Below are 12870 nucleotides of genomic sequence, written 5' to 3'. Positions count from 1 at the left end.
GTAGTCAATTCTAGCGCTTTAACATCGCGCGTATATCCGCCAATGCAGTGTTGCCACGAACGGCTTTGACTTCGGTCGGGATATCGTCGGTGCCTTCCCAGGCCAGGTCGTCCGGCGGCAGCTCATCGAGGAAGCGGCTGGGCGCGCAGTCGATGATCTCGCCGTATTGCTTACGCTTGGCAGCGAAGGTGAAGGCCAGGGTCTGACGGGCTCGGGTAATTCCGACGTAGGCCAGGCGGCGTTCTTCTTCGATGGTGTCGGCTTCGATACTGGAGCGGTGGGGGAGGATTTCCTCCTCCATGCCCATGATGAATACATAGGGGAATTCCAGGCCCTTGGAGGCGTGTAAGGTCATCATCTGCACGCCTTCGGCGCCGTCTTCCTCTTCCTGCTGGCGTTCCAGCATGTCGCGCAGGACGAGTTTGCCGATGGCGTCTTCGATGGTCATCTCGCCATCTTCGTCTTTTTCCAGGGTGTTCTTCAGCGCCTCGATCAGGAACCAGACGTTGCCCATGCGGTAGTCCGCGGCTTTGTCGCTGGAACTGTTGGTGCGCAGCCAGTTCTCATAATCGATGTCCATGACCATGCTGCGCAGGGCGGAAATCGGGTCTTCGCCCGCGCACTGTTCACGTACGCGGTCCATAAAGCGCTTGAAGCGCGCCAGACGATCCGTGAAGCGGCTGTCCAGATGCTCGCCGAGGCCGATTTCTTCGGTGGCGGCGTACATCGAGATTTTGCGTTCGGTGGCGTAGTTGCCAAGCTTTTCCAGGGTAGTCGAACCGATTTCCCGGCGTGGGACATTGATCACCCGCAAGAAGGCGTTGTCGTCGTCCGGATTGACCAACAGGCGGAAGTAGGCCATCAGGTCTTTGACTTCCTGACGTCCGAAAAAGCTGTTGCCGCCGGACAGGCGATAGGGAATCTGGTGATGCTGTAGCTTCAGCTCGATCAGCTTGGCCTGGTAGTTACCGCGATAAAGAATCGCGAAATCACTGTAGGGCCGATCGGTGCGCAGGTGCAGTGTGAGCAGTTCGACGGCCACGCGCTCGGCTTCAGCGTCTTCGTTGCGGCAGCGGATCACACGAATTTCGTCGCCGTGCCCCATCTCGCTCCATAGCTGTTTTTCGAACTCGTGGGGATTGTTCGAGATCAGCACGTTGGCGCAGCGCAGGATGCGGCTGGTGGAGCGGTAGTTCTGCTCCAGCATCACCACTTTCAGGGACGGATAGTCGTCCTTGAGCAGCATCAGGTTTTCCGGGCGGGCACCGCGCCAGGCGTAGATCGACTGGTCATCGTCGCCCACCACGGTGAACTGGTTACGCTTGCCGATCAGCAGCTTCACCAGCAGATACTGGCTGGCGTTAGTGTCCTGGTATTCGTCCACCAGCAGGTAGCGGACCTTGTTCTGCCACTTGTCGAGGATGTCGTCGTGTTCCTGGAACAGCTTTACCGGCAGCAGGATCAGGTCGTCGAAGTCCACCGCATTGAAGGCCTTGAGCGTGCGCTGGTAGTGGGTGTAGACGATGGCGGCGGTCTGTTCCTTCGGGTTGCGCGCGGTTTCCAGGGCTTCGGGCGGCAGGATCAGGTCGTTTTTCCACGAGCCGATCATATTCTTGATCTCGTCGACGCCGTCGTCGCCCGCGTATTCCTTCTGCATGATGTCGGTCATCAGGGCTTTGACGTCGGTCTCGTCGAAAATCGAGAAACCTGGCTTGTAGCCCAGCCGCGTATGCTCTTTGCGGATGATGTTCAGCCCCAGATTGTGGAACGTACACACGGTCAAACCACGGCCTTCGCCACCCTTGAGCAGCGTGCCGACTCGCTCCTTCATCTCCCGCGCGGCCTTGTTGGTAAAGGTCATGGCGACGATGTACTGGGCACGGATGCCGCAGCTCTGGATCAGATGGGCGATTTTGCGGGTGATTACGCTGGTCTTGCCGGAGCCAGCGCCGGCGAGCACCAAAAGAGGGCCGCCGACGTAGTTCACGGCTTCTTGCTGCCGGGGATTGAGTCGGGACATGACGGAATTGGGAGTCGCTTGCGAAATGGGCGGGCATTTTAACAGGCTGGAAAGATTCTGCTGCCTCTGTGCGACTTGTGACGTAGCACTCGATCTAAATTTGCCGGTTTTGATACTTTCCCGCAGGATGCGCGCTGATATTGCGTCTAATGTTCGTGCTTGAGTGGTACCACATCGTGTTTGATTATCAATAGCGTTGGTCATAGTTTATCTGCGCGGCATAATGCCCGCCGCCAACATCTATTGCAGAGTCTAGGGAGCTAGCTTGTCTACGCCTGTCGAACCCTTGCGTTTGCTGCTGCTGGCCGAAGAGCCGGCGTGGGCAGCGTTGTTGCGCGAGTGTCTGGCTCCTATGGGGAGCTCGGCTGTGCTGATCAGTGCGCCGACCTGGGAGTCGGTCAGTAGTGTGTTCGATGACGACCGCAGCGCGGTGTTATTGACCATTCCAGCCCTGCAACCCGCTCCGGGTCGCTGCAGTTTGCCAACGGTATTGCTGCTCGAACATGAACCGGTTGTTGCGCCCGACGGTGTCAGCGACTGGTTGGTCCGCGATACCCTGGATATCGCCACCTTGCGCCGCTGTCTGCGCCATGTTCGTGAACGGGGTGTGCTGGAAAACACCTTGCAACGCCTGGCCGAACAGGACCCGTTGACCGGCATCGCCAATCGCCAGGGGTTCCAGACCTTGCTGGCGACCCGTCTTGCCGAGAATGAAGGGCGTGGCCTCGCATTGGGCCATCTGGACCTCGATAATTTTCGCCATGCCAACGATGCTCTTGGGCACCAGGCCGGTGACCGGTTGATCCTGCAAGTGGTCTCGCGGCTTAAAAGCCAGCTGGAGGCCGGCGATCAACTGGCGCGCCTGGGCAGCGATGAGTTTGCCTTGCTGATCGACACCCGTCGGGCACCGCAGCGTGCCGAGTGGATGGCTGAGCGGATTATCGAGGCAATGTCCGAACCTTACTGGGTCGATGGCGAGAGCTTGCTGATCGGCTGTAGCCTGGGCATTGCCCACGCACGCGCCCAGGCCGGTGCCGATCCGTTGATGTGGCATGCGCATATCGCTATGCAACAGGCCAAAAGCACTCAGGGCTGCACCTTCCACATCTTCAACGAGCGCATCAATCGTAACGCCCGCAGCCTCGCCGATCTTGAAAGCGAGCTGCGCCGGGCCTTGCGTCGCGACGAGCTGGAATTGCATTACCAGCCGCGGCTGAACCTGGAAGACGGGCAGATTGTCGGCCTCGAGGCTCTGGTGCGCTGGCGACATAACGAGCGTGGGCTGTTACCGCCGAGTGAGTTCGTGCCGCTGGCCGAGCAGAGCGGCTTGATCGTGCCGCTCGGTTACTGGGTGATTTCCCGCGCCTTGCGCGATATGCAGGCCTTGCGTGAACGCGGCCTGCCGCCGTTGCACATGGCGGTCAACCTGTCGTTCCGACAGTTTCAGGACAGCCAGTTGCTCTCGACTTTGAGCCGACTGATTGCCGAGCGTGGCGTCGAGGCGCAATGGCTGGAGTTCGAACTGACGGAAACCGCGGTGATGCGCCGCAGTGATCTGGTCAAGCAGACCATGGACGCGCTGGGTCGTTTGGGCGTGCGTTTCTCGCTGGATGATTTCGGCACCGGTTTCTCCTCGTTCGTCCACCTCAATAGCCTGCCGATCGCGTTGCTGAAGATCGACAAAAGCTTCGTCGGTGGTATGGAACAGCGCGAAGAGAACCGCAAACTGGTGCACGCGATGATCAACCTGGCCCACAACCTCAATCTCGAAGTGGTGGCTGAAGGCGTCGAAACCCCGGAGCAGCTGGCGTTGCTGCGCGGGTTTGGCTGCGATCAGGTGCAGGGTTACCTGATCAGCAAGCCGTTGCCGTTGGCGGAACTGGTGGAATACCTGACCTTTGGCACCAGTCAGCACGCGGTGACCCAAGCATAAAGATCGCAGCCTGCGGCAGCTCCTACAGGATTGGGTTCGCATGCGGTCGGCGTAGGAGCTGCCGCAGCCTGCGATCTTTTATGGATTCACCACCGATCTAATCCGGCTGAGCCGCCGGAAATTGCAGCTGCTGTCCTGACGGCTCGCTTTTAATCATCCGCTTCATCCTCCATTCAAACGCCAGCGTCAGGCTCACCGCCGCGCAGGCCAGGCCCAGCGCCAGCCCCCACCAGACACCCGTCGGCCCCCAATCGAGGGTAAAGGCCATCAGCCACGCGGCCGGCGCGCCGATCAGCCAATAGCAGCCCAGCCCCACCAGAAAAGTGGTCTTGGCATCCTTGAGCCCGCGAATCGCGCCCATGGCGATGGTTTGCGTGCCGTCGAACAACTCGAACCAGGCCGCTACCGCCAGCAGGCTCACAGCCAGATTGATCACCTCGCGAAAGGCCGGGTCGTTGTGGTCGAGGAACAGCCCCACCAGCTGGTTTGGCAGCAGCCAGAACACCATGGCGAAACCGAGCATCGCCGCTCCACCAAAGGCAATCCCGACCCGACCGGCCAGGCGCGCATCGAGCAACTGCCCGGCGCCGTAATGCTGACCGATACGCATGGTGATCGCGTAGGAAATACCCGCTGGAACCATGAACGCCACCGAGACAATCTGCAGGGCGATCTGGTGTGCCCCCAGTTGCGTGCTGCCCATGGTGCCCATGCACAGCGCAGCGAAGGCAAACAGGCCGACTTCTACCGCATAGGTGCCACCGATCGGCAGGCCCAGACGCCACAGCTCGCGCAGGTACTGGCGGTTGAGCCGCGACAGACCCTGACGCAGCGGATAAGCGTCGTAAGCCGGATGCCGGCGAATATGCCAGGCCAGCGCCAGGGCCATGCAGTTGGCGACGATTGCCGTGACCAACCCAATCCCGATCAGCCCCAGCTTCGGCAAGCCGAACATACCGGTGATCAACGCATAGTTGAGCAGAAAGTTGGCGACGGTGCCGCCGAGGCTGATGACCATCACCGGAGTCGCGCGGCCAATGGCGCTGGTGAACCCGCGCAAGGCCATGAAACTCAGATAGCCGGGCAGGGCGAACGGCAGGATCAGCAAGAACTGGCCGGCCGCGTGAACGTTGCTTTCAGTCTGGCCGAACAGCAGCAGCACCGGCTTGAGATTCCACAGCAGCAAACCGGCCACCAGCGCCATCAGCCAGGCCAGCCAGAGCCCGGCCTGGGTCAGGCGGGCGGCACCTTCGATGTCGCCGGCGCCCTGGCGAATGGCAACCAGGGTGCCTACCGCGGCAATCACGCCAATGCAGAAAATCGACACGAACGAATAACTGGCCGCGCCCAAACCACCACCGGCGAGGGCTTCGGGGCTGAGCTTGGCCATCATCAGAGTGTCGGTGAGCACCATCAGCATGTGCGCCAACTGCGAGGCGATCAGCGGCCCGGCCAGCCGCAGGATGGCCCAGAGTTCGATACGTGCTGGATGCTGCATGATCATCAGACTCGATTATTCAAAGTGAACTGGAAGGGTTGATTCTCGGCGCTTGCAGCGATTCGCACAAAGGGATAAAAACGATCGGTGACATGATTAAAACTCATGCTTGAGAGTTTCTGCTGAGGTTTCCACATTGCGCTATAGGAGCTTTCCTGATGTCCCGTCGTCTTCCTCCTCTTTACGCCTTGCGCGCTTTTGAAGCGGCGTCGCGACACAGTTCGTTTACTCGAGCGGCCGAGGAGCTGTCGATCACCCAGAGCGCGGTCAGCCGACACATTCGCACCCTGGAAGATCACTTCGCCTGCCGCCTGTTTCAACGCAGTGGCCGTAATCTGCAATTGACCGAAGCCGCGCGCCTGTTGCTGCCCGGGATCCGTGAAGGCTTCTCGGCACTGGAGCGGGCCTGCAATACTTTGCGCGCCGAGGATGACATCCTGCGCATGAAGGCTCCATCGACCTTGACCATGCGCTGGCTGCTGGCGCGCCTCAGCCGTTTCCGGCATTTGCAGCCGGGAAACGAAGTGCAACTGACCAGCGCCTGGATGGATGTCGACTCGGTCGATTTCAACCAGGAGCCTTTCGACTGCGCGGTGCTGCTCAGCAATGGACACTTTCCGCCGGATTGGGAGGCCAGCTATCTGTTTCCCGAACTGTTGATCCCAGTAGGCGCGCCGAACCTGTTGAGCGATCAGCCATGGGACGCCGCACGGCTAGCCAGCGCCGAACTGCTGCACCCGACACCGGATCGTCGTGACTGGCGCAACTGGCTGGAGCGCATGGGCCTGTCCGGGCAGGTGTCGCTCAAGGGTGGGCAGGTCTTCGACACCCTGGAGCTGGGCATGATCGCCGCCGCCCGAGGTTATGGGGTGTCCATGGGCGACCTGCTGATGGTCGCCGAAGACGTCGCCCAAGGGCGCTTGAGCCTGCCGTGGCCGACGGCGGTGGCCAGTGGCGAGAACTATTACCTGGTCTGGCCGAAAACCCGCCCCGGCGGCGAACGACTGCGCCGGCTCAGCGATTTTCTCCAGAGCGAAGTCCAGGCAATGGTGTTGCCGGAGGTCGAGTGCTTGAGCTGAAACGATCACGCCTCGTGATTGCGAGCGTATAAACCCTGTGGGAGCGGGCTTGCCCGCGAAGACGTCAGCACAAGCACCTCAAATTCCCGAAATCCGCGCCGTGGCGAATCCGCTGCCAAAGCTCGATTGGCGTTCAACTGTGGGTTTTTATACTTGCTGAATCGTTTCATCAGCGCTATAAAAATTGCACAACTCCAAGAAAGGCTTTCCCATGACCCCGTTCAAATTGATGCTTGCCCTCAGCACACTGACTGTTGCCTCTCACGCCATGGCTTGGGACTACGTACTGCTCGATACCGACAAAGCCGCGCAAAATTTCCAGATCACCAGCGAACAATTGGGAGTAAAAACCGCCCAGCCATTCTCCGTGACCCTGCGCACACTGCATGGCGGTCGCCAGGAGGGCGTCAGCATCGTCGACATCGACAACGGCGTGATGAAATTGTCGGTAGTGCCGACCCGCGGCATGAACGTGCTGCAGGCGTCGGTGGGCGATGTGCGCATGGGCTGGGATTCGCCGGTCAAGGAAGTGGTCAATCCAGCGTTCATTGAACTCAACGGTCGGGGCGGACTGGGCTGGCTGGAAGGCTTCAACGAACTGGTCGCCCGCTGCGGCTACGAATGGGTCGGTCACCCCGGCATGGACAACGGCGAACTGCTGACCCTGCATGGCCGCGCCGCAAACATCCCGGCGAACAAGGTGACCCTGCATATCGACGAAAAACCACCCTATGCCATCAGCCTGCGCGGTGAGCTCAAAGAGCAAGCCTTCAAGAAAGTCGACTTTTCAATTGTCACGGAGTTGCTGACCGAACCCGGCAGCGCGCGCTTCGCACTCAACGACACACTGACCAACAACGGCGACTATCCGAAGGAATACCAGGCGCTCTACCACAGCAACTTCAGCACGCCATTTCTTGAACAGGGCGCACGATTCGCCGCGCCAGTGAAACAAGTCTCACCGTTCAACGACAAGGCGAAAGCGGATTTGTCTGACTGGCAAACCTACCGAGGACCGACCAAGGACTACGACGAGACCGTCTACAACGTGGTGCCCTACGCGGACGCCAAGGGCGACACACTCACCGTTCTGCATAACAAGGCGGGCAGCCTGGGCGTAGCGGTCGGTTTCAACACCGAGCAATTACCAGTGTTCTCCCTGTGGAAAAACACCGACACCCAAGGCCAGGGCTACGTTACCGGCCTGGAGCCGGGTACCAGCTTCTCCTACAACCGACGGTATCAGCGGCCGCTGAACCTGGTGCCGAGCATCGGGGCCAAACAGCAGAAGCAGTTCCAGATCAGCTATAGCTTGTTGGCGGATAAGCCGGCTGTGGATAAAGCGTTGAAGCGGGTTAGTGAGATTCAAAACGGGCGTGAGACCGAAGTGCGGCAGACGCCGTTGGTGGATCTGAGCAAGGAGTAAAAGTGAGGAAAACCTGAAAAATCGATTATTCGTTGAGAAAAACGATTAGAAATGAAGGTTTTCTTCAAAAAATGATTACAAGCGCGGCTTACTGACTCGTGGGCCGATACTGCAACGCCTCAGCCAGATGCTCCCGACTGATCATGTCGACCTGCTCAAGGTCCGCCAACGTTCGCGCCACCTTGAGCAGTCGATGGGCTGCCCGCAACGACAGGGTCAAACGTTCGCAAGCTGACTCAAGCCAGTTCTCGTCGGCTGTGGATAACTTGCAGTGTTGGCGCAGGCCCGGCAGGTCAAGGAAGGCATTGGCACAACCCTGCCGCCGTTGCTGCCGCTCGCGAGCGTTGGCGACCAGTAAGGCAGCGCTGGCGGTGTCATCCCCGGGTTGGGGCGTGGGGTTGAGCGCAGTGGTTTCGCGGGCGACGGTCAGGTGCAGGTCGATGCGGTCGAGCAGCGGGCCGGAGAGTTTGTTGCGATAGCGCTGAATTTGTTCCGGCGTGCAACGACAACGGCCGCCGGGGTCGCCGAGGTAGCCGCAAGGGCAGGGGTTCATCGCAGCGACCAATTGGAACCGCGCCGGGAAACGTACTCGATCGCGGGCCCGGGAGATCACGATATGGCCGGACTCCAGCGGCTCTCTTAAAACCTCCAGCACCTTGCGTTCAAACTCCGTCAATTCATCGAGAAACAGCACGCCATGGTGGGCGAGGGTGATCTCCCCCGGCTGTGGTTTCGAGCCACCGCCCACCAGCGCCGGGCCGGATGCCGAATGATGGGGTTGGCGAAACGGTCTATGGGGCCAGTGGCTCAAGGGCACATGGCTGGCGACCGATTGAATCGCTGCGACCTCCAGCGCTTCATTTTCGTCCAGCGGTGGCAGCAAACCGGGCAAGCGGCTGGCCAGAAGTGTTTTACCGGTACCCGGAGGGCCGCTGAACAGCAGGTTGTGAGCGCCCGCTGCAGCAATCAGCAAGGCTCGTTTGGCGGCCAACTGGCCCTGGACCTCACTCAAGTCGGGATAAGGCTTGTTCGCCAGCAGCAAGCCGTTGGAAACAAAAGGCTCGATAGGCGTGTGGCCATTGAAGTGCGCGACTGCCTGCAGCAAGTGATCTACCGCGATCACCTTCAATCCCGAAGCGAGGCAAGCCTCTTCGGCATTGGCGCGCGGTACCACAAGTGTTCGTCCGGCCTTGCGTGCGGCCAAGGCCGCCGGCAGCACGCCACGTACCGCCCGCACGGCGCCAGACAGCGCCAGTTCCCCAAGGCACTCCACATCGTCCAGGGTCAAGGTCGGGACCTGCACGCTGGCCGCGAGAATCCCCAGGGCAATCGCCAGATCAAAGCGCCCGCCGTCCTTTGGCAGATCGGCCGGAGCAAGATTCAGGGTGATGCGACGTGCCGGATATTGGAGGCCTGAATTGAGAATCGCACTGCGCACCCGGTCTTTGCTTTCCTTGACGGCGGCTTCCGGTAAGCCGACCAGCGTCAGGGATGGCAAGCCGTTGGCCATATGGACCTCGACGGTAACGGCAGGCGCTTCCACGCCGATTTGGGCGCGGCTGTGGACGATGGCCAGAGACATAGATCATTCCTTGAGGGTGCGAGAACCGCTTCCTGCGGTTTTGGAAGGGTAGTTGAGTTGCAATGAGATTGCGGTGTAAAGCCACAGCAGACGTTTACAAGACGTATCAATGATCGGTTTGCAGATGAGGGGACAAGTTATTAACCTGCTTGAAACCAGCTATCACGGTTTCTTTAGAATGAACGCATCCGCCGGTTTTACGACTGCTTCGCAGCCGAGCGGGAGCAAGCTCCCTCGCCACATTTGATCGTCCAGCCATAGACTTCTGTTAGCTGACAGGCGCTGGTTTAATCCCTTCAATTCGCTGCGGTACCTGTGGCAGCGGGCTTGCCGGCGAATGACCGCGCAGCGGTCGCAACTGGAAGCGAGGCCATGAATGAGCCGAACCGAGATGCGCCCGGTTCACCCCGGCGAAATCCTTAAAGAGGAATACCTGGAGCCTTTGGGTCTTACGGCAGCGGCTTTGGCCAGGGCGCTGAATGTATCCACCCCAACGGTGAATGACATTGTGCTTCAGCGCCGCGGCGTCAGCGCCGATGTGGCGCTCAGGCTTTCCATTTGCCTGAACACCACTCCCGAGTTCTGGCTGAACCTGCAATCGACATACGATCTGCGCAAAACTGAAATCGAGCGAGGGGCCGCAATCCGGGATCAGGTTGAACGCCTTCCACACTGCGCCTGACATGCCTGTCGAACCCCATGCCCAAGGCGTGGGGTTCGTTCTTTTAGAGCTTAAAACGATTGAAGCAACCTTGAGGCGCGTTTCTACCAAGGTGCAGGGGTTGCACTTCGGGGGCGCTCCCCCTCGGGCAACATATGACCAGCAACGCATAAACCCCGGACTCGCTGATGTAGCAGTGTTCGAGATTGCTGGAAGGTCGTTCCGACCTTATCGCGAGCAAGCTCGCTCCCACAGGGGGTTTGTTGCGGGACTACTCCGCTGGCGGACTCAGCTTCGCCTCAAGCTCGGTAACCTTGGCTTCCAGGCTTTCCAGCCGGGCTCGGGTGCGCGCCAGGACCACCATCTGGCTGTCGAATTCTTCTCTGCTTACCAGATCAAGCTTGCTGAAACCGCTTTGCAGCAGGGCTTTGAACTGGCTTTCGATTTCGTTGCGGGGCAGCGCGGTGTCGCCGCTGAACAGGCGCGAAGCGTGGCCGCTCAGGGCGTCGAGGAGGTCTTTTGGCGCGAGCATGGGAGTCAGGTGTCCTGAGTATCAGATGCGGGCAGTGTATCACGCAGTGTCTATAGTCATTGACGCAGGCAGGCTGCACGCTTTTCGCGCATGGAGCCGGGCAGTCACGCACCGTTGTTGTGCGTATCTGTTGCGCCAGTGTTGAGCAGACGCTTGCAGTTGCGACCAAGGGATTGAATTCAGAGGGTTTTCAGGAGATGGCAAGCTTTCTGCTTAGTCCTTGATGACCCATGCACTGATGCAGTCGCTGTGACGAATGCAGTGCGGCAGGCGGAGCGGGGAAGTGTTTCGTCAGCAGTGGTTAGCGGGCATCGGTGTGGCCGAGCAAGGCCGACGATGCGTTACAAAGCCAGGCACTGCGCTTAGACTTGAGTCGGGTTTGTTTTCCTGGGGCAAGTCCACCAATTCGGGAGAGAGTTTTCATGAAGCTAGTCACTGCCATCATCAAGCCGTTCAAACTGGACGACGTACGCGAGTCGTTGTCCGAGATCGGCGTGCAGGGCATTACCGTTACTGAGGTCAAAGGCTTCGGGCGGCAGAAGGGTCACACCGAGCTGTATCGCGGCGCGGAGTATGTGGTCGATTTTCTGCCCAAGGTGAAGATTGATGTCGCCATTGACGACAAGGATCTTGATCGGGTTATCGAGGCGATAACCAAGGCGGCCAACACCGGCAAGATTGGTGACGGCAAGATCTTCGTGGTCAATCTGGAACAGGCTATTCGCATCCGTACCGGCGAAACCGATACCGACGCAATCTAAGCCGCCAAACCCAACGCCCCAGGAGAAAAACAATATGACTCTGCGTAAATTCGCAGGGCTAGGAGCCCTGTTGTCCCTCGTAATGCCCGGCCTGGCTATGGCGGCAGACGAAGTGGCAGCCCCAGTCCTCAACTCCGGCGATACTGCCTGGATGATGACCTCGACAGCGCTTGTGCTGTTCATGACGATTCCCGGCCTTGCGCTGTTCTACGGCGGCATGGTTCGTTCGAAAAACATTCTATCCGTGATGATGCAGTGCTTCGCCATTACCGGTCTGATCAGCATTCTGTGGGTCATTTATGGCTACAGCATCGCGTTCGACACGACCGGCATGGAGCAGGGCGTCGTCAACTTCAACTCCTTCTTCGGCGGCATGGGCAAGGCGTTCCTCGCCGGTGTCACCCCTTCGAGCCTGACCGGGCCTGCGGCGTTGTTCCCTGAAGCGGTGTTCATCACCTTCCAGATGACCTTTGCCATCATTACTCCAGCGCTGATCGTCGGTGCCTTCGCCGAGCGGATGAAGTTCTCCGCCATGCTGATCTTCATGGGTATCTGGTTCACCCTGGTCTACGCACCGATCGCGCACATGGTCTGGTCCGGTAACGGCGGCCTGATGTGGGACTGGGGCGTGCTGGACTTTGCTGGCGGCACCGTGGTGCACATCAACGCCGGTGTAGCCGGTCTGATCGCCTGCCTGGTGCTGGGCAAGCGTAAAGGCTTCCCGACCACTCCAATGGCCCCGCACAACCTCGGTTACACCTTGATGGGTGCCGCGATGCTGTGGGTCGGCTGGTTCGGTTTCAACGCAGGTTCCGCCGCGGCGGCCAACGGCACGGCCGGTATGGCCATGCTGGTGACTCAGATCGCGACCGCTGCTGCCGCCCTGGGCTGGATGTTCGCCGAGTGGGTCACACACGGCAAGCCAAGCGCTCTGGGTATCGCTTCCGGCGTAGTAGCCGGTCTGGTTGCTATCACTCCGGCAGCAGGCACCGTCGGCCCGATGGGTGCTCTGGTAATCGGTCTGTCCGCCGGTGTGGTCTGCTTCTTCTGCGCCACCACCCTCAAGCGCAAGCTGGGCTACGATGACTCCCTGGATGCCTTCGGCGTGCACGGTATCGGCGGTATCCTCGGCGCGATCCTCACCGGTGTGTTCGCCGCTCCTTCGCTGGGCGGTTTCGGCACCGTGACGGATATCGCGGCGCAAGTCTGGATTCAATGCAAAGGCGTCGGTTTCACGGTGATCTACACCGCGATCGTGACCTTCATCATTCTCAAGGTGCTGGATGCCGTCATGGGCCTGCGGATCACCGAAGAGGAAGAGGCGGTCGGCATCGATCTGGCGCTACACAACGAACGTGGCTACAACTTGTAAGCGCTC

At 59.8% G+C, this 12870-nt stretch carries 10 protein-coding genes; 6 read left to right on the top strand and 4 right to left on the bottom strand.

Annotation, left to right across the window (positions count from 1 at the left end; all coding sequences use genetic code 11):
- Positions 1 to 10 precede the first annotated feature (10 nt).
- Positions 11 to 2020, bottom strand: coding sequence for a DNA helicase Rep (gene rep, locus ACA064_RS30600; RefSeq protein ID WP_497671428.1), 2010 nt, complete (start codon positions 2018 to 2020; stop codon positions 11 to 13).
- A 265-nt stretch (positions 2021 to 2285) separates the two neighbouring features.
- Between rep and ACA064_RS30595 the strand changes: the two genes are divergently transcribed.
- A complete protein-coding gene (locus tag ACA064_RS30595) occupies positions 2286 to 3953 on the top strand; it encodes a putative bifunctional diguanylate cyclase/phosphodiesterase (RefSeq protein WP_497671427.1) in 1668 nt (555 codons plus the stop codon).
- A 97-nt stretch (positions 3954 to 4050) separates the two neighbouring features.
- On the opposite strand, the gene ACA064_RS30590 is transcribed toward ACA064_RS30595, so the two are convergent.
- Positions 4051 to 5451, bottom strand: a complete 1401-nt coding sequence (locus ACA064_RS30590; protein WP_497671426.1) for a NorM family multidrug efflux MATE transporter — start codon at positions 5449 to 5451, stop codon at positions 4051 to 4053.
- A 158-nt stretch (positions 5452 to 5609) separates the two neighbouring features.
- On the opposite strand from ACA064_RS30590, the gene ACA064_RS30585 reads away from it, so the two are divergent.
- Both ACA064_RS30585 and ACA064_RS30580 read left to right on the top strand, forming a co-directional pair.
- Positions 5610 to 6530, top strand: coding sequence for a LysR substrate-binding domain-containing protein (locus ACA064_RS30585; protein WP_497671425.1), 921 nt, complete (start codon positions 5610 to 5612; stop codon positions 6528 to 6530).
- Between the two features lie 211 nt (positions 6531 to 6741).
- Complete coding sequence (locus ACA064_RS30580) at positions 6742 to 7956, top strand: aldose 1-epimerase family protein (RefSeq protein ID WP_497671424.1); 1215 nt, start codon at positions 6742 to 6744, stop codon at positions 7954 to 7956.
- Positions 7957 to 8044: 88 nt separating this feature from the next.
- Here the strand turns inward: ACA064_RS30580 and ACA064_RS30575 are convergent, their stop codons facing one another.
- Positions 8045 to 9538: a YifB family Mg chelatase-like AAA ATPase gene (locus ACA064_RS30575; RefSeq protein WP_497671423.1), complete on the bottom strand. Its 1494-nt coding sequence runs from the start codon at positions 9536 to 9538 to the stop codon at positions 8045 to 8047.
- A 376-nt stretch (positions 9539 to 9914) separates the two neighbouring features.
- Between ACA064_RS30575 and ACA064_RS30570 the strand changes: the two genes are divergently transcribed.
- On the top strand, positions 9915 to 10220 hold the full coding sequence (locus ACA064_RS30570; RefSeq protein WP_497671422.1) for a HigA family addiction module antitoxin: 306 nt from the start codon (positions 9915 to 9917) through the stop codon (positions 10218 to 10220).
- A gap of 250 nt (positions 10221 to 10470) precedes the next feature.
- Here ACA064_RS30570 and ACA064_RS30565 read toward each other — a convergent pair whose 3' ends face one another.
- Complete coding sequence (locus ACA064_RS30565) at positions 10471 to 10731, bottom strand: accessory factor UbiK family protein (RefSeq protein ID WP_497671421.1); 261 nt, start codon at positions 10729 to 10731, stop codon at positions 10471 to 10473.
- 422 nt (positions 10732 to 11153) lie between these two features.
- Here ACA064_RS30565 and glnK point away from each other — a divergent pair, with 422 nt between their 5' ends.
- Together glnK and ACA064_RS30555 are read left to right on the top strand one after the other, a co-directional pair.
- On the top strand, positions 11154 to 11492 hold the full coding sequence (glnK, locus tag ACA064_RS30560; protein ID WP_002555808.1) for a P-II family nitrogen regulator: 339 nt from the start codon (positions 11154 to 11156) through the stop codon (positions 11490 to 11492).
- Positions 11493 to 11526: 34 nt separating this feature from the next.
- Positions 11527 to 12864 carry an ammonium transporter gene (locus ACA064_RS30555; protein WP_497671420.1) on the top strand — a complete coding sequence of 446 codons (1338 nt, stop codon included), beginning with the start codon at positions 11527 to 11529 and terminating at the stop codon, positions 12862 to 12864.
- Positions 12865 to 12870: the final 6 nt, after the last annotated feature.

Source organism: Pseudomonas sp. LBUM1658 (assembly GCF_059716055.1).
This window is presented reverse-complemented; position numbering and strand designations above follow the sequence as displayed.